The sequence below is a fragment of the Undibacterium sp. FW305-107 genome, from assembly GCF_058788535.1.
Genome location: NZ_JBYTAV010000014.1, coordinates 78,826 through 100,277, shown reverse-complemented (window position 1 = coordinate 100,277; position 21,452 = coordinate 78,826). Strand labels below are relative to the sequence as shown.

14 protein-coding genes and 1 tRNA gene are annotated in these 21,452 nt (G+C 50.0%); 5 read left to right on the top strand and 10 right to left on the bottom strand.

The genetic code is table 11. The features are described 5' to 3' along the window. Window positions 1–23: 23 nt before the first annotated feature. The 4 genes from AC3WQT_RS25700 to AC3WQT_RS25685 are packed head-to-tail and all read right to left on the bottom strand — an operon-like array spanning window position 24 to window position 8,066. Window positions 24–3,341, bottom strand: coding sequence for a type I restriction endonuclease subunit R (locus AC3WQT_RS25700; RefSeq protein WP_492708359.1), 3,318 nt, complete (start codon window positions 3,339–3,341; stop codon window positions 24–26). A gap of 41 nt (window positions 3,342–3,382) precedes the next feature. Further along, window positions 3,383–4,720, bottom strand: a complete 1,338-nt coding sequence (locus AC3WQT_RS25695; RefSeq protein ID WP_492708358.1) for a restriction endonuclease subunit S — start codon at window positions 4,718–4,720, stop codon at window positions 3,383–3,385. Continuing rightward, window positions 4,717–5,736 carry a PDDEXK nuclease domain-containing protein gene (locus AC3WQT_RS25690; protein WP_492708356.1) on the bottom strand — a complete coding sequence of 340 codons (1,020 nt, stop codon included), beginning with the start codon at window positions 5,734–5,736 and terminating at the stop codon, window positions 4,717–4,719. The genes AC3WQT_RS25695 and AC3WQT_RS25690 overlap by 4 nt, the downstream gene beginning before the upstream one ends. Continuing rightward, the gene (locus tag AC3WQT_RS25685; RefSeq protein ID WP_492708354.1) at window positions 5,733–8,066 is read right to left on the bottom strand and encodes a type I restriction-modification system subunit M; all 2,334 of its coding nucleotides are present in this window, start codon (window positions 8,064–8,066) and stop codon (window positions 5,733–5,735) included. Before AC3WQT_RS25685 ends, AC3WQT_RS25690 begins: the two co-directional genes overlap by 4 nt. Here AC3WQT_RS25685 and AC3WQT_RS25680 point away from each other — a divergent pair. After that, a complete protein-coding gene (locus tag AC3WQT_RS25680) occupies window positions 8,065–8,301 on the top strand; it encodes a hypothetical protein (RefSeq protein ID WP_492708352.1) in 237 nt (78 codons plus the stop codon). The genes AC3WQT_RS25685 and AC3WQT_RS25680 overlap by 2 nt on opposite strands. Window positions 8,302–8,325: 24 nt before the next feature. Here AC3WQT_RS25680 and AC3WQT_RS25675 read toward each other — a convergent pair. The 4 genes from AC3WQT_RS25675 to AC3WQT_RS25660 form a co-directional block, all read right to left on the bottom strand. Further along, window positions 8,326–8,410: transfer RNA gene (locus tag AC3WQT_RS25675), tRNA-Leu, on the bottom strand. A 93-nt stretch (window positions 8,411–8,503) separates the two neighbouring features. Further along, a complete protein-coding gene (locus AC3WQT_RS25670; RefSeq protein WP_423010814.1) occupies window positions 8,504–9,928 on the bottom strand; it encodes an MATE family efflux transporter in 1,425 nt (474 codons plus the stop codon). Then, window positions 9,925–11,649 carry an ArnT family glycosyltransferase gene (locus AC3WQT_RS25665; protein WP_492708350.1) on the bottom strand — a complete coding sequence of 575 codons (1,725 nt, stop codon included), beginning with the start codon at window positions 11,647–11,649 and terminating at the stop codon, window positions 9,925–9,927. Before AC3WQT_RS25665 ends, AC3WQT_RS25670 begins: the two co-directional genes overlap by 4 nt. A gap of 183 nt (window positions 11,650–11,832) precedes the next feature. Then, on the bottom strand, window positions 11,833–12,099 hold the full coding sequence (locus AC3WQT_RS25660; protein ID WP_186955279.1) for a type B 50S ribosomal protein L31: 267 nt from the start codon (window positions 12,097–12,099) through the stop codon (window positions 11,833–11,835). Window positions 12,100–12,698: 599 nt separating this feature from the next. Here AC3WQT_RS25660 and AC3WQT_RS25655 point away from each other — a divergent pair. After that, a complete protein-coding gene (locus AC3WQT_RS25655; RefSeq protein ID WP_492708348.1) occupies window positions 12,699–13,328 on the top strand; it encodes a trimeric intracellular cation channel family protein in 630 nt (209 codons plus the stop codon). A gap of 21 nt (window positions 13,329–13,349) precedes the next feature. On the opposite strand, the gene AC3WQT_RS25650 is transcribed toward AC3WQT_RS25655, so the two are convergent. After that, entirely contained in the window at window positions 13,350–14,033 is a 684-nt protein-coding gene (locus AC3WQT_RS25650) for a TetR family transcriptional regulator (protein ID WP_492708346.1), read from the bottom strand. Between the two features lie 719 nt (window positions 14,034–14,752). Here AC3WQT_RS25650 and AC3WQT_RS25645 point away from each other — a divergent pair. The 3 genes from AC3WQT_RS25645 to AC3WQT_RS25635 all read left to right on the top strand — a co-directional run bounded on the left by AC3WQT_RS25645 (window position 14,753) and on the right by AC3WQT_RS25635 (window position 20,755). Then, window positions 14,753–16,048 (top strand): efflux RND transporter periplasmic adaptor subunit, encoded by a 1,296-nt coding sequence (locus tag AC3WQT_RS25645; protein WP_492708344.1) that lies wholly within the window; start codon window positions 14,753–14,755, stop codon window positions 16,046–16,048. 106 nt (window positions 16,049–16,154) lie between these two features. Further along, a complete protein-coding gene (locus AC3WQT_RS25640) occupies window positions 16,155–19,310 on the top strand; it encodes an efflux RND transporter permease subunit (RefSeq protein ID WP_492708343.1) in 3,156 nt (1,051 codons plus the stop codon). A gap of 2 nt (window positions 19,311–19,312) precedes the next feature. Next, a complete protein-coding gene (locus AC3WQT_RS25635) occupies window positions 19,313–20,755 on the top strand; it encodes an efflux transporter outer membrane subunit (RefSeq protein WP_492708341.1) in 1,443 nt (480 codons plus the stop codon). Window positions 20,756–20,819: 64 nt separating this feature from the next. Here the strand turns inward: AC3WQT_RS25635 and AC3WQT_RS25630 are convergent, their stop codons facing one another. Continuing rightward, window positions 20,820–21,452 (bottom strand): SCO family protein, encoded by a 633-nt coding sequence (locus AC3WQT_RS25630; protein WP_492708339.1) that lies wholly within the window; start codon window positions 21,450–21,452, stop codon window positions 20,820–20,822.

The following is a 21,452-nucleotide window of genomic DNA, read 5'->3' as shown; positions in this document are numbered from 1 at the left end:
GCGATGTGAAGAGAATTGGGAACTCACGGCGCTGGTCGCGTCAATAAATCAAAAATCACTTTCGCAAAACCAGCATTGCGTTTAGGGTCAGACAGTAGCTGCATCATTTGATTTTGATGCACTTCGCTGCTGTCCAAAATTGCGTCATCTACTGCCTTGGAAAAATCACCCAGCATGGCTTGTTCTGCGCTGTTGTTGGCGATTTGTTGCATGACGATAGCATTTTCCCTGACCTTGTCGCTGATGGTATAGGCGTAATTGACCATATCCTGGTCACTCAACTGGTCAGTGATGAACAGCTCATTGAGTCTATGCACTATCTGCGACAAGAATTCGGTTTTCTTGTCCTTGGCCTTGGCGGTGCCTGCGCCTTCACCCGGCAACAGTTGATATTCTTCCTGATCCTCTTTCAGCATCAAATGCTGCTGGCGGATTTTGGATACGCGATAGTGGCTCAAAGAGATAGTCGACAAATCGATATCGTCTTCGTCGATGATGGTTTCTCGCAGCATGGGGCGCAGGTTGCGGGCGTACAGGCTGAGTTTTTCCAAATCCTTGTCGTCATAATCAACGATTTGCGACATGAATTCATAAAAGCGCACGAAAGTACCCAGGTCTTTTTTGAAAATCTCCAGCGCATCCCTGGCTTTTTTGCAGTCTTTGAGACTGTTCTCCGCATTGGCAATCAGTACCGCGTCGTTGAATTTCTTTGTGCGTTCAAACATGTCCTTGGCTTGCTTGTAAGCCTCTACCGCATGCTTATAGCGCTTTTGCCAGCGCTCTACGGCGGGTTTGCAGATGTTGGCAATGGCGGCATTGCTCTTGCTTTGCACAAAGAAGGCTTTGCAGAATTGTTCTACCTCTGCCCAGTAGAAAATATCCGCAGTGCGCAATTTATCAAACAGGTCAAAAATCAGGTTGGGGTTGGATACGTCTGCCAGTTCTGCCGTCTGAAAATAAGGCTGGAAAGAGGACAGAATATCTTCAGGCTCATTAAAAAAATCCAGTACAAACGTGCCCGTCTCTTTTTTGCCGGGGTAAGTGCGGTTCAGGCGCGACAGGGTTTGCACACATTCCACGCCGCCCAGCTTTTTATCCACATACATGGCGCACAGCTTGGGTTGGTCAAAACCAGTTTGAAACTTGTTGGCGACGATCATGAGCTGATAATCATCCGTATCAAAAGCCTTGCGCATGTCACGGCCTTTTAAGGCCGGGTTCATATTCGACTCTGTGAATTTTTGGTCCAGCAGGGCTTCGACGTTCGGGTCTTTGTCGTTAAATTCCACCTCTCCTGAGAAGGCGACCATGGCTCGTATCTTTTGATAGTCAGGCTCGCTCTCGGTTTTCTTGGCAATATAGGTGTCAAAAGACTTTTTATAGCGCACAGCCTCTTTGCGTGAGCTGGTCACCACCATGGCCTTGGCTTGCCCACCTAATAAGCCCATGACATGCGTTTTAAAATGCTCGACGATGATCATGACCTTTTGGCTGATATTGTGATCATGCAGGCGCACCCACTGGTTGAGCCTGACCGTAGCTTTCTTGCTTTCCACCTGTTGATCAGCATCGTTGATACGCATTGCCAGGTTGTAGGCCACCTTGTAATTGGTGTAGTTTTGCAATACGTCAAGAATGAAACCTTCTTCTATCGCCTGGCGCATGCTATATACGTGGAAGGCCGCAGGCTTATTGGTTTTTGAAGCCTGTTCTTCAGGGCGCGGGAGGCGGCCAAATAATTCCAGCGTCTTGGTTTTTGGCGTCGCAGTAAATGCCAGATAGCTCAGGTTTTTGGATGCGCGGCGCGAGGCAACCGCAGCGTCGATGATATCGTCAGAGGTGATTTCATCTTCATCACTGGCGCTGCCATCCACCATCAAGACTTCTTTCAACTTGCGCGCTGTTGAGCCAGTTTGCGAAGAATGCGCCTCATCTGCAATGACCACATAGTTACGCTCTTTCAGGCTCACACTGTTTTCTATCGCCTGCAATACAAAAGGGAAGGTCTGTATCGTCACGATAATAATTGGCTGTGAGCTTTCCAAAGCCTTGGCCAATTTTTCTGATTTTGAACCATCACCTTCCTGGTTATTGATGCGACCAACCACGCCATCGGTATGTTCAAACTGGGCAATGGTGTCTTGCAGTTGTGCATCCAGCACAGTACGGTCTGTCACTACAATCACAGAATGAAATTGCTTATTGCCCCGTTCATCATACAAAGACGATAACTGGTGCGCCACCCAGGCAATCGAATTTGATTTGCCTGAACCCGCACTATGCTGTATCAGGTATTTATGCCCCGGCCCTTCAGTACGCGCCGCTTCCAATAATTTATTCACCACATCCCACTGGTGATATCGCGGGAAGATCAGGCTTTCTTTTTTATACTTGCGGCCTTCCCAGTCTTCTCTTTCTTCTATCTGCAAATGCACATAGCGGCCCAAAATCTTCAGCAGATTGTCTGGCAATAAAACTTCATTCCACAAATAATCAGTGGCGTATTGTGTGACATCTTCAGGCACATCATTGCCAGCGCCACCGTCATGCGTACCCTTGTTAAAAGGCAAGAAGAAAGTATCTTCACCTTCCAGCCGGGTCGTCATATAGACTTCGTACTGGCTCACTGCAAAATGCACCAGCGCACCACGCTTGAAAGTTAGCAGAGGTTCAGGCTTTTTGGCGACAGGGTCAATGGGCAAGCGCGTAGTGCGGTACTGGCGCATCGCATTGTGCACCGCCTGTTTAAATTCCGACTTCAATTCCAGAGTCGCAACCGGGATGCCATTGACGAACAAGACCAGGTCAATGCGCCAGGCTTTTGCTTTTACACTGTTTGCCTCATCCGTATCCGTAGCGCCGTCATTCCCGCGCAGGCGGGAATCCAGCGGCGTACCATCAACGTCCTTCACCCAGGGGCTGTAAACCAACTCAGGCACCACACGCAAACGATTCTGCTTATAACGCGCCAAGGTATCCGGGTTCAAATCATGTTCCGGCGCAAACTGGCATAGCGAAAAGCGCGTTCCACGGTCTTTCAGCTCATGCCGCAAGACACCCAGGGTGCCAAAGGTACGCATCTCTTTATTTGCCGCATTCGGGTCGGCCTTGTTGAGCTGCTGTGCCAAACGTTCCAGGAATTTTTGTTCAGGCTGCACCGGATACAAGGCACAAAACTTTTGCCATTGCTCATCTTGCGTGTCTTTGACAAAACCCAGCACATCCTCAGGGTACAAAGCCAGTTCACGGTTGTAATGCTCCGCCTTGCCGAGCAGCCAGCCATTGGCTACGAGCTGGCTTATCATATCGTTTTGAAAGGTCAGTTCGTTGGCTTTGCTCATATAGAGGTTCTCTGTTGAAGGCTTGGTTTAGTCACACGCTATCAGGCTGCTAAGGCTGTTTCGCTTGGCACTTGCCAGTCGCGCACATTGATCTTGCCTGTGACGGCTGCGGAGATTAGGGCTGTGCGGCGTTCTTGCATTAATTGAATAGCAGATTCTGCGTTCATCGTTAAGTCGTCGAATTTGCAATTTATTTGACGCAGCTCTCGTGCAATGGCAATTTGCTCTTCATAAGGGGGCAATGCAATCGTAAAATTATTCACTACATCGGTAGGTACACGTTTCAATCCACCCGCACCAGTCATAGCACCAGTTCCAATTGCCATAAATTGATCTTCCTGAAGGCGGTAAAACAAAAACTGATTATTAACTATAGACTTCATTCTTAGTACATAAATTTCTGATGATCCAAAGCCAATTCCATTTGCCATATTTCTAGCAATAGCAATATTCTTATTCTCAAAGCAGGGGGTAACTTTAGCCATCAAGATATCTTCGTTTTCGAAATAGGTATATCCGTCATACACTTCGCGAATTAACCTCGTTTCATCTAATATAAGTGAGTCGGTTTTTAACTTCTCCATTGGAATAAAATTACATTCCAGATTTTTTCTGTCTTCGATCTGCGACTTTGATGGACTGAGTTCAATAACGTACTTTAGTTGTATGGTGACCCAATGTTTAGGCACTTCGCCTAGCCACTCCACGCCAGAGTCGCGCATGGGGGCGTTGGGGTTGAGGCCTTTGGTGACGGCATGACTAATTACCGCCTGCCGTTTTTCTTTCAGCAGCTTAATCAACTCTTGCTGCTTCGCGATCAGGGTATCGATTTTGGCGGTTTCGTGGTCGAGGAAGTTGGCGATTTTCGCTTGCTCATCAAGTGGCAATATTGGTAATCTAACTTGAATGAAATTTGCATATCGTAACGCCTGCCCGTCGCGAACTAAATTTGTAGTGCTTTGCAGAGCTTGGATATATGGTGCAGATTTCAAAAAATATTTATAGAAACTATTGCAAACGGCTTTCTTTGCAAAGAGTGGTACATAAGCAGAGCTAATTGATCCAGAATATGGAGAAAATTCGATTCCACCTTGAAAACTTCTCATACTAATTACAAAATCATCTTGTTCAACGCGCTTTAAAATTTCCTGCCCCTTCAATACTTGAACCACGCGCTGTTGTTCGACTTCCATGAATAATTTTTGCGGTAAGATTCCATACTTCTGAGATGCTGTTAATTGCTCATCATTCACTGATGCTTTCTCATTTCTTTCTTGAAATAAAGATTTGCTGTAAACAATATCCCAATGAATAGGTATCGTCCCTAACCATTGAAGACCAGAGTCTTTATACTCCGTATACGCCTTATACCGACTCATACCCCTTCCTCCAGCGCCAGATTCAACAGATAAAACTCATGCAGCTTCGCTTGCAGCAGTTTTTTATCGGGTAACTGGGTTTGATATTCAGCAATCATGGCGGGAGAAAGGCTACGGCTCAGTGCATATTCGACCACTTCATCATCTTTGCTCGCGCACAGCAGTACGCCGATGGCGGGGTTTTCGTGTGGTTTTTTGTGTTCGCGGTCCAGGGCTTCCAGGTAGAAATTGAGTTTGCCTAAATGCTCTGGCTGGAATTTATCCACTTTGAGTTCGATCGCCACCAGCGCGTTTAAACCGCGATGGAAGAATAAGAGATCGAGTGCAAAGTCTTGTTTGCCGACTTGCACAGGATATTCGCTGCCGACAAAACAAAAATCACGCCCAAGTTCGAGCAAGAAATGCTTTAATTTGGCGAGCAGGCCCTGGTGCAAATCAGCCTCGCTGTGTTGCTCTGGCAGGCTTAAGAAATCAACGATGTAGCTGTCTTTGAAGACGTTCAAGGCTTCGGGATGTAATTGTGTCAGCACTGCTGACACTTTTGGCGGTTGCAATACCGTACGCTCAAAAAGCGCGGTATTGAACTGTCGTTCAAGATCACGACTAGACCATCCCTCTTGTACAGACATCCTTAAATAAAATTCACGCTCTTCGCTTACTTTGCTGCGACTGAGAATCGTCAGGTTATGTGTCCACGGCAATTGTCTCACCAGTGGTGCGACAATTTTATCATCTTGATAAGCTTCATAAAACTGGCGCATGCGGAACAGATTGCGACGTGTAAAGCCCTTCAGATTAGGCTGCGTGATGGCTAAATGTTTTGCCAGCGCATCGACTACACCATCACCCCATTCTGCGGCCTTGATTTTATTGCTGATGTAGGCACCCACTTGCCAATACAGTTCTATCAGGGTGGTGTTGACGGCTTGATAGGCGTGCTGGCGTGCGGCGGTGATCAGGTGTACTACTTCGGCAAAATCGGGCTGCGCGACATTGCTCAGATTTGATTTGCTCATGAATGCACCTCTTGCAGCAGCTTCATGATTTCTGCACTGACTGCATCCAGATCAGCATCAATTTCAGCCAGGTCGCGCGGGGGCTGGTATTGGTAGAAATGGCGATTGAAGGGGATTTCATAGCCGACGATGCCAATTTGCTGGTCTTTATCGTCTTTTTTGCTGGCATCTATCCAGGCGTCTGGCACGTGCGGTTGCACTTCTTTTTTGAAGTAGGCTTCGTTGATCTCGTTGACTGTTTCGGATGGAGCTAGGGCGACGTTTTCAAAATCACGCAGGTCGCCATCGGCTTTGTACTCTATGGTTTTGCCATCCACGTTAAACAGGCCATAGATAGCGTCGGCTTTAGTTTTGTGGATTTTTTTGATGACGGGCAGGGCGGCTGGGTTTTTCCAGCTTACTGCTGCTTCGATGACTTTTTTGTCTTTGGCGTCCAGGCTGATGGTGGCCAGCTTGGCAGCTTTGACAATTGCGTCGTCGTAGTCGTTCATGTCATCAAACTGTGCCTTGCCTATCTGCGCTTGCAGGGCCTGGGCTTTGAGCATGCTGGCTTTGCCGCTTAACCAGGTATCGCGGTTGAGCAGGTCTTTGATTTGTTTTTCTTTGAGGTCGGCAAAATGTATTTTGATATAACGGCGTATCGCATCTTCATGCTGGCCAAGCTCACCATAATGCAGGCAATCTGGTGCATCGCTCCAGATAGCGCCTGGCAGAGTGGCGAACTCTGCATATGCCCATTGCATGATGCTGTTCAATGCGCCTGATTCAAAGCGCAGCGTGGCAATGCGCTCGTCAGAGAACTGGTAAGATTGTCTTAATGGGCGCTCTATCGTAATGCGGCGGTAGCCAAATTCATGGGTCTTGAAAATCTTGGCGGCAAAGGTCTTGGCTGCCTCAGTCTTAGTGTTTGCTGATTGTCTGCCGCGATTACTTTTTTGTTCGGTAGGTTTATCCAGTTCACGCGCATCAACGGCTTCAAAATCACCGAAGCAGCGGATGATGGTGGCGATGTCGTCGGCACTCATTTCATTGCGCTTGCTGCCCAATGACTTGCGCATTTTACTGTAGAGGTTGCTGCCGTTGATCAGTTGTACCAAGCCCTTTTTCTCTTCTGGCTTTTTGTTGGAGAGTATCCATACATAAGTGGCGATGCCAGTGTTATAGAACATATCAGTCGGCAGGGCGACGATGGCTTCCAGCAAATCTGCTTCCAGAATGTAGCGGCGTATTTCTGACTCACCCGAACCTGCACCGCCCGTGAACAGGGGGGAGCCATTCAAGATAATGCCTATGCGGCCACCGCCTTCTTTGGCATCACGCAATTTACTGATGAGGTGCAACAGGAACAGCAAAGAGCCATCAGAGACTCTGGGCAAGCCTGCGCCAAAGCGGCCATCGTAGCCTTTTTGCGTATGTTCATCGCTGATTTCTTGCTCTATCTTTTTCCAGTCAACACCAAAGGGAGGATTGGATAGCATGTAGTCAAACTTGGTGGAGTAGAGCTGATCATTCGACAGTGTATTGCCAAGCTTGATATTGTCCACCTTTTGCCCTTTGATGAGCATGTCTGCTTTGCAGATGGCATAGCTTTCAGGGTTCAGCTCTTGGCCAAAGGCGCGCATGACTGCCTTGGGGTTTAATTCATGCACATACTCCATGCCTGCCGACAAGAAGCCGCCAGTACCTGCTGTAGGGTCATAGATGGTACGGATAATACCAGGCATGGTTAGTGCCTCGTCGTCCTCCATAAATGCCAGCGAAGTAGTCAGGCGCACGATGTCACGTGGGGTAAAGTGTTCTCCAGCGGTATCGTTTGAGCTTTCAGCAAAGCGGCGTATCAGCTCTTCAAATACCAGGCCCATATCGTGATTTGAGACGGCTTCAAGACTAAGGTCTATCGTACGCACCTTTTGTACGACTTTGTAAAGCAGGTTGGCATCATTCAATTGGCCGATGAATTCTGAAAAATTAAAATATTCAAATATCTCGCGTGCGTCTTTGGAGAAGCTTTGGATATAACTTTCCAGATTAGCCTTGATGCCGCTCTCACCTAATTTGGACAAATCCATTTTGGACGTATTGAAGAATGATAGATCCTGGAAAGCATGCAAAATCATTTTCTCTTGTGCTTCTTCTGGTAAATTCATTGCCAGTACTTTTTGATACTTAGCCAGCACCGCTTCTTTGCCAGCTTCTAACACGCATTCCAGGCGGCGCAGCAAGCAAAACGGCAAGATGATGCGGCCATACTGGCTTTGTCTAAAGTCACCACGGAGCAGGTCGGCAATTGCCCAGGATTCGGCAGCGAGATTATTGGATGTTTGTGTCATGGATGATACTTGGTTCTTTAAAATCGTTGAGCTGAAGCAGTTAAATCTCTGCTTGCGAATGTGCGGTGCAGACAGGCGAGATGTTTTCGCTTGCATGCATTTGTTTGATTTGTATCTTACCCGACTGGCAAGGGGCTGCCTATGGGAATGCGCTTGGCGTAGCTCAAAAAAAGCTACTGAAGAAGGGGGAAGGGATAAAGAAGAATTCCTGGCCAAAAACCAAAAAAGCCCTTGAATAATCAAGAGCTTAATCAGTATTTGGTGCCGAGAGCCGGAATCGAACCGGCACGCCTTGCGGCGCGGGATTTTGAGTCCCGTGCGTCTACCTATTCCGCCATCTCGGCAACGCAGAACGAAATTATGACAGAGCCGTCAAAATTTTGCAAGCGGCCTGCTGCTTTTGCCGGGTTTGCTGGTTTTCTTATTTTTGTTATTCATCATGGGTTTCTGCCTGGTTGGTCGAAATTCACGTTCCTGCGCCACATGGCGGGGGTGGGGAAGCGTTTTTGGACTATGCGCAAGTAGTACCACAGGCTGAAGGCGACGATGGCGAGGCTGGTGCTATTGGCCATCCAGAAGCCTGCTGCGCCGTGCAGGAAAGCGGGGCTGATGTTGTAAGGGTCCAGGCCCAGCATGACGCCGCCGCCGAGGCCGCAGCCCCATAGGGCGAAAGCGTAAAGGATGGTGGGTACGATGGCGATTTTATAGGCGCGCAGGATGAAGGCGGTGGTGACTTGTATCGCATCAAAAATCTGGTACACCGAAATAAAAGTGAACAGCGGGAAGGCTGCTGCGATGATGATGGGGTTGGATGTGTAGGCGTGCAAAATCAGGTCGCGGGCGAACCAGATGGTGATACCTATGGGCACAGCCAGCATGGCTGCGAGGATGATGCCAGCATTGCCGGTGACGCGGGCGGCCTGCATTTGTTTGGCGCCTATGGCTTGCGCGACCAGGGTGCCGGTGGCGCTTGCAATCGACAGCGGCAGCATATACAGGATGGTGCCAAAATTGGCGGTGAGCTGGTGGCCGGATACTGCCACTTCACCAAGACGGGCGATGAACAGGGCCATAAAGGCAAAGGCGGTGACTTCGATGAGGTAGCTCAGGCCCATGGGTATGCCGAGGTGTAGCAGGCTGCGTAAGGCTTTCCAGTTGGGTTTGACAAAGCCTGTGCCAAACAGGGCAAACAATTCATAATATTTGACGTGCTTGAGCATGAGCCAGCCGGTGATAAGCATGAGCCAGGCATTGACAGCAGTGGCAGCCGCGCAGCCAGGGCCGCCCATGGCGGGTATGCCGAGGCCACCGAATATGAACAGGGTATTGAGCGGGATTTTTATTGCCAGTGCGGCGAGTTGTATGGCCATGACCATCTTGGGGCGGCCAACGGCATTATTGAGTGCGCCGTAAATCCTGAAGCCCAGCGTGGCGGGCAGGGCGATGGCCAGTATTTGCAGATATTGTGCGGCCTTGTCATTCAAGGTCGGTGAAGCTTGTGCGATAGAGAGCAGGCTATTCGGGAACAGCAAGATCAAACAGCCTATGCAGGCGAGAAAGCCGCCCAGCCATACACCTTGTTTAATCTCTGCGCCTATTTTTTTGAATTTGCGTGCGCCAAATAATTGGCCGACAACGGGGGAGATGGCTTGCAAAATACCGTTGAGGCCGACGAAGATGCTGACGTAAATCGAGATGCCGATGGAAAGTGCAGCCAGGTCAGTCGCCGAGAAGCGCGATGTCATGGCTGTGTCTATCACCCCATTGCCCACCACGGCCATCTGACCCACCATCATGGGCCATGACAGTGAGGCGATGCGCTTGATGTTGCCGCGCAGTGTGCTGGGGTGCTCGGTCTTCATTGCTGCTTGCGCTGGTACAGGGTAAACAATTCATCATTGTCGGCAGCGCGGTGGCCAGACCAGAGAACAGTCCAGTTTTCTTGCTTGTATTCTGGCGGCAGCACGCTTTCATGCAGGGATTTTTTACTGTTTTGTACCAGTAAAAGCTGGCATCCATGGTCAGAAAATCCAGCGAATTGCAGTTTGCCAAAATAAGCGAATGAAGCGCGTTGTGACGGGCCTACGTGGGCTTGTATGCAGCCCATATTGGGTGGTACTTTTTGCGCGAGTTCTTTGGCCAGCGGTGCATAGCTGATTCTTTGGTCAAACCATGGCAACCACAGGCTTTGCATCAGCAGCCAGCATAAAATTACACCACCGCTGGATAGCACTACTGCGCGCCACAATACGGCAGGCTGCCTGGATATGCGCCAGTATATGAGTTGGAACCAGGCGACCGTCGTCACCAGGGCGATGATGAAGACAAAAATATTGAAACTGGATTGGTAGCCTGGCACCATGTTGCCGGGTTTTTTTGCCATGCCAACTGGCCAGCCTGTCTGATCTGCCAGCCAATACAGCCAGATAAAAGCGGCCGCTGCCGTGAAGACAATGACAGAGAACCAGTCAACGGCGTTGATGGCACTGCGCTTCATGGTCGGCAAGCCAAAGGCGGCGAGTATCGCCAGTGGTGGCAGTATCGGTAAGAGTAATGCTTCTTCAGACTGGTGATTGAGTATGGCGAGTACGCCAAAGCAAATCAAAAAACTGACAGGCAGAGAGATGTGCATGGCCTTTTCTTGCTTGCGCCATGCAAAGATGGCCCAGGCAGCAAACGGCCAGGCGGGCCAGCTAAACCAGATGCCGTAGCGGAACAGGTAGCTGATACTGTCGAATTTTGGGAAATTGAACTGACGATAGTTCCACAGCATCCATGCCTGATAAGGCGAGCTGTCGTAAGGATGTGCCAGGTTGATGGTGAGCAGCCAGATGCTTGCAATAACGATCGCCAGCGGCAGGGTAGTGTTGATCAGGTATTTAAGGGGTTCGCGTTGCTGGCGATAAGCACAGACAGCCAGCAGGCTGATCCATAAGCCTGTCGGTAATACCCAGCCACGGGTCAATACCAGCAAGCCAAGTATGCCGCCGATTTTGGCTGCGGTCAGCCTGCCCGGTTCATCCAGCAGGCGCACACATAAGTACAGGGTGCAGGCGATCAGGGATATTTGCAGGGCTTCTGCGCTGGTTTCGTGACTGCGTAACAGCAGGCCCAGACAGCCAAGATAAATCAGCAAGGCACCGTCGGCCAGGGTGCGGCCAAAATCCCGCGCTTCGGGCTGGCCGCCAAAGGCCAGCTTCAGGGGTTGCGCTTCTGGCCTGCGGCCCAGCAGATAAGTGGCATACCAGACCGAGAGTGAGCCGAGCAGGAAGAATATTCCGGTACTCAGGCGGGCGGCCATGGGTTCACCCACCAGCCAGCCAAATAATTTAATGCATATGGCACCGAGCCAGAACGCCAGCGGGCCTTCTTCTGGCATGGGCAGGCCGACGATGTGCGGCCACAGCCAGTCAGCGAGGTTGCCGTGTGCCATCGTCCACATGATGCCGAAACCGGCGGCGTCATCACCTTTCCACGGGTCACGGCCTATCAGGCCGGGCAGGATATACAGGAGACAGAGGGCGATGATTCCCCAGCGCGGTAGCGCAACTGTTGCGGCGGCAGGAAGTCGTACTGGCTTCATATCTGGGTGGTGGAGGGAAAGGATGCTTATTGTAGGGTAAAGCTTTAGTAAAAAAGGCAGCCTGAGCTGCCTTTTTTACTAAAAATTCTTGGGAACCACAGACGGTCTTGCGTACTCCGCGATTTTGTATTAGCAAGGATTGCCCCGCTAATACATGACACTGATCTGTGCTTCCCTGGCCGATTAGTTGGCGACAGAAGTCTTGGAACCGACTTTGCCGAACTTTTGGCGGAATTTTTCAACGCGACCGGCTGTATCCACGATTTTGTGTTTGCCAGTGTAGAAAGGATGAGATTCTGCAGAAACCTCGATCTTTACCAGTGGGTATTCTTTACCTTCAAACTCACCTTTGTCTTTGGTGTTGATAGTTGAACGTGTGATGAATTTGAAATCGCAAGAAACGTCGTGGAACAGAACTTCGCGATAATTTGGGTGGATGCCATCTCTCATGCTTGCCTCGAAAATAGTGTAGGTAGCCAATAAGCACTTCGTCGGTCGTCTTGCTTCTTGACCCGATTGCATTATCACTTGCCAAAGGTTAAATAATTACCTGGATTTTGGATGTCCAAAATGCCAAGCCGATGATTATACAATGAAAATTGGGGTTTTTGCGATGGGATGTTGTAGGGGATGGGGGCTTATCGCAGATAAATTTGAGGTGAATAAGGTGAGCTTGAGTGAGATGGTGTTGTTTATTACATATGTTCTCTGCTCTTTTTGTTGCGACTTATTCTAGTTTGCTACGAACGCCGCTGGAGCGCCAGCCCGGTGGGTTCCTGCCTGCGCAGGAACGACGAATTTGAAGGCGTTTTCTTTGCGTGAACTCCTGGCCTTCTTCAATTTTTCTTTGTTCTTCTCTATGGTGTAGTAAGGAATTCAAGCAACATATTGCTTGCTTACGGAGCGATGATCTTTTGCAAAAGATTATTCCTCTCTCTGCGCCTCTGTGTTGAAGGGTCTTGAATTTAAAGAACCATAGACTATCAGGCCCATAACCACCCTTAACTTGATAAAATCCTCATTTTTGCCCCAAATCCTGAAGGAGAAGCATGACGACGAACTATCTGGGTATGAGTTCGATGCTGCATACCATTGAAGTCGCCGGGATACTGGCTTTTGCCAGTTCAGGATTTATTGAGGCGCGGCGCAAGCGTATGGATGTGGTGGGGGTGTTTACGGTGGCCTTTATCACGGCTTTTGGTGGCGGCACGCTGCGTGATCTGCTGCTTGACCGCAGGCCGCTGTTTTGGGTGGAGAATCAGGAATACCCTATCCTCATCTTTGTCATGTCTATCATCGCCATCCCGTTTTTGCGGCATTTGCGTAATGCGGTGACCGAAAATGCCATCGTGCTGGCTGATGCGCTGGGGTTGGGTTTGTTCAGCGTAACCGGGGCATCTTTGGCGCAAGAAGCACAGATGCCTATGTTTGTCTGCGTCATGATGGGGGTCATCACCGGGATTTTTGGTGGTGTCTTGCGCGATATTATTTGTAATGAAATACCGCTGGTGTTCAGGCGCAGCCATTTGTACGCGACTTGCGCCTTTGCCGGGTGTTGGGCTTATTTGTTGCTGAACTGGCTGCAGGTCAATGAAGGTGTTGCCCTGGGTTTTGGGGTTGGCATATGTTTCGTACTGCGCATGATGGCAGTACGCTTTGACTGGAAATTGCCGGTTTAGCCGGCATTTGCCTGACTTTGCTTAGTCCTGGTTATTTACGACCAGTTGCAGGCCGCATTCTTTTTCTGATGGTCTGGCTTTTTTCAGGGGCGGGCGGGCAACCAGGCCTGCCAGGAACATGTCTATCATGTCTTCGGCATGCAGCATCAGGCAATAGGCCGACGAGTCTTCCAGCCATTCATGGACTATTCCTATGACATAGGCGTGGATGGCTTGCATGGCGATCCAGGTGTCGGTATCGGGATGTAATTGCCCCTGGTCAACAGCCTGCTGAATCATGACTTGTACTTTGGCCAGGCATTCAACCCGTTTTTCGCTTTCGGCACTGAAGAAGATCAGGTCACTGTTTTTTTCACAGCGATGAAAAATGATGTCAAAAACATTTTGCTGGCGTGCATTGCCAGTGACCAGATTAAGGAAGTGGACGTTCAATTGCTTGATGCCGGCCAACGGGTCTTTGTGCGGTGTGGAAACAATTTCATTGAGCAGAGCTTCCATAGGGAGGAAGGCGCGGTCGCACATGGCTTGAAAGAGGGCGTTCTTATCCTTGAAGTGCCAGTAAATCGCGCCGCGCGTCATGCCTGCTGCCGTGGCAACATCATTGAGTGTGGTACTGGTGACACCTTTTTCGGCGAATACTTTTTCTGCTGCGTCGAGCAGAGTATTATAAGTTTCTTGCGCTTCTTCTTTCGTCTTTCTGACCATTTTGTTTCCTTTGCGTACGTTGCAAATTCTTTATTGCTACGTACAATTTTTTTGCTGTCTCTTCGTTATTGTATGTGATCACTGCAGAACGAAAATTGCAGAAAGCTGGAAGCTTTCTACTATTCGCCGCTGCTGAGTAAAAGCATTGAGCAGGCATCTCGTTATTTATCTGCGTTTTCAGCAGACCTTATACAGCGTTACTACTTTGTGAGCCTGCATTGTTACGCATTGATACTGGTGCTTTTTTAAAAAAATTGAGCTGATTCAGATCAAATTTATTGCTTCAAAGCAGAAAATTCTTGTCTGCTTTATACTTGTTTTCTTGCTTAAGTAACTAGCCTTCATCAATCTACGAGATCAGGTTGTCATCAGGCTTTAATCAGGCAGGACTATAAATAGCTGGAGATACCTGAATTCAGCGCTTGTTATGCTTATGCATGGTCGATTCTTGTTAATTTGAAAACGACTCACGAAGAGTCATATAAATATGGCCAGCGAAAAACTTCACCCGCTTGCGGTGGTTTTTCATAGACCAGAATAAATTCAGATCTCACCAAAATCCCTGTTTTACCGTAGGGCTGTTTAAAAACTTTATTTACAAACATTCGTGAATGTATATAATAGCACACCGCCTTTCCTTTTAGAAGAAAGAATCTCCTATGCGCTCCCCTGCAAAACCAATAACAAATGTATTAAAGCTATCTTCGGTAACCATTCATATGACTCAGGCTTTGCCTGCTTTGCGTATTGCTGCCATCAGCCTGCCTTTGCTGGTACTGGCTGCTTGTGGTGATAAAGGTGCAGCAAATGCTGCAGGCCCAGGCAAGATGCCGCCTCCGGAAGTGAATGTGGTTACTGTGCAGCCACGTAACCTGGGTCTGGATTTTGAATATGCAGCGCAAACAGCAGGTTCACGCGAGACAGAAGTGCGTGCTCGTGTTGCCGGTATTTTGGAAAACCGTCTGTATGAAGAGGGTTCGCGCGTCAAGGCAGGCACTGTCCTGTTCCAGATCGACCCAGGTGCCTACCGCACACAACTGGCATCTGCAGAAGCAGCGGCTGGTGTGGCAGAAGCCAAGCTGAACCAGGCCAAGCGCGAATTTGCCCGCCTGACGCCATTGGCAGCAGAAAAAGCCATCAGCCAGAAAGAATTTGACGATGCCAAGTCTGCGCTGGAAACAGCAGAAGCCAGCTACAAGCAAGTGCAGGCACAGGTCAATGAAGCCAAACTCAATGTGGGTTATACGCGCGTTGTAGCACCTATTGACGGTGTTACCGGCGTTGCTGCCAAGTCCAACGGCAGCCTGGTAACTGCGGCAGACAGTTTGCTGACGACCATCGTGCAAACTGATCCTGTGTATGTCAACTTCAGCGTACCGGAAGCGGATTACCTGAAACTGGGCAAAGATGTTGGTGCGGGCAAGATTGCCTTGCCTGGCAAGAAAACCAATAACGGCAGCCTGGCTTTTGATGTGCAGTTGAAGCTGGCTGATGGCAGCATGTCTCCGCTCACAGGCAAGATGAATTTTGTCAGTGAAAAAGTGAATCCTGCAACCGGTGGTTTTGATGCGCGTGCCCAAGTGCCTAATCCTGAAGGTACGTTGCGCCCAGGCCAGTTTGTGCGCGTGATACTCAGCGGTGCAACCCGCAGTGCTGCCATTGCGATACCACAACGCGCGGTAATCGACAGCCCTATGGGCAAGATCGTGTTCACGGTTTCACCTGACAACAAGCTGGTGCCAAAACCGGTTGAGCTGGACGGCTGGTCTCACGGTGAATGGATAGTGACCAAGGGTTTGCAAGGCGGTGACCGCGTATTGGTGGATGGTTTCATTAAGGCACATGATCCAGGCATGACGGTAACACCAATTGCGATTACGGCGAAGGCCGCGTCTATGCCAGCAGCGCCAGCGGGCGCACCTGCCGGTGCTCCAGCGGCTAAAGCCGATGCCAAGCCAGCTTCCAGTGCATCTGCTTCAGCACCGGCAGCCGCCAGTGCCGAGGCAAAACATTAAGCCGTAATTGCGCCCGGTATTAAGCCAAAGTATTAAGCCCCTAATAAGCTGAAAATTAAGCTGAAAATCCGCTGCATAACAAAGCTAAGGCTACAAGGAATAATTCATGTTCTCAAAATTCTTTATTAACCGGCCGATCTTCGCGACTGTCTTGTCGCTGATCATCGTGCTGGCCGGTCTGGCCGCCTTGCGCGTCCTGCCGATTTCGCGCTATCCGGAGATTTCTCCGCCGGTAGTGAACGTGACTGCTTTTTATCCTGGCGCTTCTGCCGAGGTGATAGAGCGCACAGTGGCAGCACCTATTGAAGAACAAATCAATGGTGTTGAACATATGCTGTATATGGATTCGGTCTCGTCTGCCGATGGCCGTGTATCCATCAGCGTGACATTTGAAGTGGGTACCGATCTGGATATTGCCGCAGTTAACGTCAATAACCGGGTACGCCAGGCAGATGCCAAGTTGCCACAAGAAGTCCGTCGCCAGGGTGTGACGGTTTCCAAGAGCTCATCGAACTTCCTGGTAGTGGCTGCGTTGTTCTCGCCAGATAATCGTTATGATGCCTTGTTCCTGTCCAACTATGCGACCCAGAATGTGCTGGATGCATTGAAGCGTGTGCCAGGTACTACCAACGTGCAGATTTTTGGTGCCAAGGATTATGCGATGCGTATCTGGATGCGTCCTGACCGCATGGCGCAACTGGGCGTGACGGTAGGCGACATCTCGAATGCGATTACCGAGCAAAATGCACAGTATGCTGCTGGTAAGGTAGGCGCACCACCAAACAACACGGAAGAACTGACGATGACAGTAACGGCCAAGGGCCGTTTGCTGGAGCCGTCTGAATTTGCCAATATCATCGTCAAGTCAGCCAAGGGTGGTTCTGCCATCCGTGTCAGTGACGTGGCACGTGTTGAACTGGGTTCCAAGGATTACAATCTGTATGGTCGCGTCAATGGTCACCCATCTGCCAACATTGGTGTGTTCTTGCAAACCGGCGCGAACGCACTTGAAACCCGTAAAGCAGTAGAAAAAACCCTGCAGGACTTGAAAGCCAAGTTCCCGGAAGGCATGGAATACACCACACCGTATGATACGACACCTTTCGTGACAGAGTCGATTGCCGAGGTCTTGAAAACCCTGGGTGAAGCGATGGTGCTGGTGTTCATCGTGGTATATCTGTTCCTGCAAAGCTGGCGCGCTACCATCATCCCTACACTGGCGGTGCCGGTATCACTGATTGGTACCATGGCTGGCCTGCATTTGCTGGGTTACAGTATCAATACCCTGACTCTGTTCGGCATGGTGCTGGCGATTGGTATTGTGGTGGATGACGCGATCGTGGTGCTGGAAAACGTCGAACGCCTGATCAATGAAGAAGGCATGACACCAAAAGATGCAGCGATTGAAGCCATGCACGAAGTGACTGGCCCGGTTATCGCGATTGTGCTGGTGCTGGTAGCTGCGTTTGGTCCTATCGCTTTCCTCGGTGGTCTGGCGGGTGAATTGTATCGTCAGTTCTCGGTCACCATCTCTATCGCTGTGGTCTTGTCCGGTATCGTTGCGTTGACACTGACACCGGCACTGTGCGCGATCTTGCTCAAGCCTGGTTCAGAAAATCACAACCGTTTCTTCACCTGGTTTAATGCAGCCTTCCTGCGTCTGACCAAACGCTATACCGATGGCGTTACTTTCTTCATGAAGCGTGCTGTGCTGGGTATTGCACTGGTGCTGGGCATGGTGGCCCTGACTGGTCTGTTGTGGAAAAATGTACCAGGTGGTCTGGTACCGGATGAAGATCAGGGTTATTTCATCGGTGCCGCCATCATGCCTGATGGTGCTTCGCTGGACCGTACTGATGCAATGGTGCGTGATGTTGAATCCATCATGAAAACCAACAAGAATATCGATACGACCTTTGCCCTTGTCGGTCTGGATTTCCTCGGCGGTGGTGGTTTGAAATCGTCTGCTGCAACCATGTTTTTCCCTCTTAAACCTTGGGAAGAGCGTCACCAGTCTGCGCAACAACTGGTGGGTGAAAGCTATATGAAAACTGGCCGTATCAAGGAAGGCTTGCCACTGTTCTTTGCCCCGCCTGCCATTCAGGGCCTGGGTCAGACAGGTGGTTTTGAGTTCTACCTGCAGAACGCCGGTGAAGGTGGCGTCAAGCGTTTGGCTCAGATCTTGCCTTTGCTGATTGCGGAAGCCAACAAGCAGCCAGAACTGGCTGGTGTGAAAACCTTGTGGCAAGCTAATTCACCACAATTGTTTGTTGATGTGGACAATGAAAAAGCGCGCTCCATGGGCGTAGCCCTGTCTGATGTGTATAACACTCTGGCTGCAACCATGGGTAGTTACTACGTCAATGACTTCAACAAGAACGGCCGTATCTATACCGTGCAGTTGCAGGCAGAAGGCCAATACCGTGCCAAGCCGGATGACATAGGTAGCATGTATGTGCGCTCCAATACCGGGCAGATGATACCTGTGCGTGCATTCACGACCATCAAGTTCATTACTGGTCCTGATTCTGTACAGCGTTTCAATGCCTTGCCTGCGATTAAATTGCTGGGTGATGCCAAACCAGGTTTCAGTTCTGGTCAGGCGATTGCAGCGATGGAAAGAGCGGCGAAAAATGTTCTGCCTGCTGACGTAGTCTACGACTGGGGCGGCGCTTCCTTCCAGGAAAAACGCAGCAGCAATGCCGCAGGTTTGGCACTGGGTGCTGGTGTACTGATGATTTTCCTGATCCTGGCTGCTCAGTATGAAAAATGGTCTTTGCCATTCTCGGTCTTGCTGGCCATGCCTTTCGGTATTTTCGGTGCCTTGCTGGCGGTGTACCTGCGTCACTTCAATAATGACGTGTACTTCCAGATTGGTCTGGTGACGCTATTGGGTTTGTCGGCGAAGAATGCGATTCTGATTGTGGAATTCGCGGTCATGAAAGTGCATGAAGGTTATGCGCCGGTGGCGGCGGCACTGGAAGCAGCTCGCTTGCGTTTCCGTCCTATCCTGATGACTTCGCTGGCCTTTATTTTGGGTGTGGTACCACTGGCTTTCTCGCACGGCGCAGGTGCTGCCGCGCGTCAATCCCTGGGTACTGGTGTATTGGGCGGTATGCTGGCAGCGACTTTCCTGGCGATCTTCTTCGTGCCTTTGTTCTTCAAGCTGATCAATGACAGGCGCTTGAAAACAACTGAGCAGGATTTTGAACATCCTGTCCATATTTTGCACAATGCGCCTCAAGCAGATGTGAAGGAATAATGATGTCTGGAACAAAATTTATATTAACAACGCTGGTCGCCAGCATGGTGCTGGCAGGCTGTGCCTCGGTAGGGCCAAATTACCAGCGTCCTGCGCTGGAAACACCAGCCAGCCTGGGTGTAATGACAACACAAAACAAACAGGTCGCAGTGGACTACGCCGCCTGGTGGAAAAGTTTTCAAGACCCGGTCCTGGATAGCTTGCTGGATGAAGCCAGCAAAAATAATCAGGATTTGGCCCTGGCGGCTGCCCGTATAGAAGAGGCGCGTGCTGTTGCGGTAGGCGCCAATTCAAATCGCTTCCCCAGCGTAGATGCCAATCTGGGTGGCACACGTACCCGCACCAGTGAAAATGCCGGCAAGCTGGGCACGGGTGCCAGCCCTTATGGTAAAGACTTTCAACTCAGCCTGACAGCTTCGTATGAAGTTGATTTCTGGGGCAAGCTGGCACGTGCAGATGAAGCCGCTCGTGCACGTTTGCTGGCGCAGGAAGCCAACCGTGGCCTGGTGCAAAGCGGTCTGTATGCGAATGTTGCGCAAAGCTATTTCGCCATGCGTGCCGCCGATGCGCAACTGGCTCTGGCTGATTCGACCTTGAAAACCCGCCAGGAAAACCTGCGTTTGCAACAGCGCCGTTTTACAGCGGGTGCGACCAGTGAACTTGATTTTCATGTGGCTGAATCTGAAGCTGCTGCTGCAGAAATCAGTTTTGCGCAAGCCAAGCAGTCTTTGTCGAATATAGAATCGACACTGGCGGTCTTGCTGGGCCGTTCTGCCAGCGCTATCGCACAACCTGTGATTGCCCGTGGTAACGAGATCGGCAGCTTGCATCAGCAATTGATCATGCCGGCTGACTTGCCATCCGATCTGCTGAACCGTCGTCCGGACATCTTGTCGGCAGAGCAGGCGCTGGTGGCTGCCAATGCAGACATTGGCCAGGCCAAGGCACAATATTTCCCCAGCCTGAAACTGACAACCACGGCTGGTTATGAATCCAAGGTATTCGAGGACTTGATTAATCCTGCGTCGTTGTTATGGAGCCTGGGCGCCAGCCTGGCGCAGCCTGTATTCCGTGCAGGTGCAATTGCTGCGGTAGTGCAAGGTGCTGAGGCCCGCAAGAACCAGGCACTGGCGCAATATGTGCAGGCAGTGCAGGGTGCTTTCCGTGATGTGCATGATGCGCTGAACAATACGGCTGCCAATGAGCAAGTCAATGCAGCTTCTGAACGCAGGGTCACTGCATTGAAAGATTCATTGCGCCTGGCGGATTTGCGCTACAAGAACGGCTATAGCAGCTATCTGGAAGTCTTGAATGCGCAACGTGATTTGTTCCAGGCACAAGCCAGCCTGATCGACAGCAAGCGCGCACAATTGTCGTCTGTGGTCAGTATTTACAAGGCTGTGGGTGGTGGCTGGAGCAAGCCTGAGATTTTGGCTGGCAAGTAAAACTGATTTATGATGTGATAAAAAAACGGCCCTTTGACAGGGCCGTTTTTTGTGGGCCGAGGCCCTATTGCTTAGAATTGCCATCAAAGCTTTTGAGCGATGATCTTACTTTCTGTAGAAAAGCATCATCCACTGTTCCCAGTGTGCCACTGCGGGCGAGAATGCGGCCATTTTTATCCAGTAAAATCAGGGCACTGGTATGGTTGAATTCGCCGCTCTCCATTTGCCTGTATTGAATATTCAATACTGCAGCTAGTTGGCGTACGGATTTTTCACTGGTGCGTGCCAGTACCCAGTGCTGCTTGTCCAAATCTCTGGCTTTGACGATGGAGTGCAAAGTCGTGATATCGTCCCTGGCTGGATCGAGTGTGACCAGCAAGACGGATAAATTTGCTTTTTCATGTGCATTCAGTTTTTTCTCCAGCATTCTTATGGTGTCTATCAGCATGGGGCAAACATATTCACATGAGTTATAAAACATGCTGGCGATCACTATATGTCCAGCCTGGCTCTCCAGCTTGAACTTGTTGGCTTGCTGATCTTCTAGTGTGATTGCTAATTGGTAGACGGAATCACCCGGAAAAGTTTGTGCTTGCTGTGTGGCTTTTACGGTCTCGACAGAACCTGCATGTGCATTTAACGCAAACAGGAAGAGGGCGGCGGCAATTGCCTTGCATGCGTTCAATGTTAATTTCAT

Bases quoted from the DNA above. Each gene is read 5' to 3' on its own strand.
- AC3WQT_RS25665 (WP_492708350.1), bottom strand. From the start codon at position 11,649: ATGAAGCCAGTACGACTTCCTGCCGCCGCAACAGTTGCGCTACCGCGC.
- AC3WQT_RS25695 (WP_492708358.1), bottom strand. From the start codon at position 4,720: ATGAGTCGGTATAAGGCGTATACGGAGTATAAAGACTCTGGTCTTCAA.
- AC3WQT_RS25650 (WP_492708346.1), bottom strand. From the start codon at position 14,033: ATGGTCAGAAAGACGAAAGAAGAAGCGCAAGAAACTTATAATACTCTG.
- AC3WQT_RS25690 (WP_492708356.1), bottom strand. From the start codon at position 5,736: ATGAGCAAATCAAATCTGAGCAATGTCGCGCAGCCCGATTTTGCCGAA.
- AC3WQT_RS25685 (WP_492708354.1), bottom strand. From the start codon at position 8,066: ATGACACAAACATCCAATAATCTCGCTGCCGAATCCTGGGCAATTGCC.
- AC3WQT_RS25660 (WP_186955279.1), bottom strand. From the start codon at position 12,099: ATGAGAGATGGCATCCACCCAAATTATCGCGAAGTTCTGTTCCACGAC.
- AC3WQT_RS25670 (WP_423010814.1), bottom strand. From the start codon at position 9,928: ATGAAGACCGAGCACCCCAGCACACTGCGCGGCAACATCAAGCGCATC.
- AC3WQT_RS25630 (WP_492708339.1), bottom strand. From the start codon at position 21,452: ATGAAATTAACATTGAACGCATGCAAGGCAATTGCCGCCGCCCTCTTC.
- AC3WQT_RS25635 (WP_492708341.1), top strand. From the start codon at position 19,313: ATGTCTGGAACAAAATTTATATTAACAACGCTGGTCGCCAGCATGGTG.
- AC3WQT_RS25655 (WP_492708348.1), top strand. From the start codon at position 12,699: ATGACGACGAACTATCTGGGTATGAGTTCGATGCTGCATACCATTGAA.
- AC3WQT_RS25700 (WP_492708359.1), bottom strand. From the start codon at position 3,341: ATGAGCAAAGCCAACGAACTGACCTTTCAAAACGATATGATAAGCCAG.
- AC3WQT_RS25640 (WP_492708343.1), top strand. From the start codon at position 16,155: ATGTTCTCAAAATTCTTTATTAACCGGCCGATCTTCGCGACTGTCTTG.
- AC3WQT_RS25645 (WP_492708344.1), top strand. From the start codon at position 14,753: ATGACTCAGGCTTTGCCTGCTTTGCGTATTGCTGCCATCAGCCTGCCT.
- AC3WQT_RS25680 (WP_492708352.1), top strand. From the start codon at position 8,065: ATGGATGATACTTGGTTCTTTAAAATCGTTGAGCTGAAGCAGTTAAAT.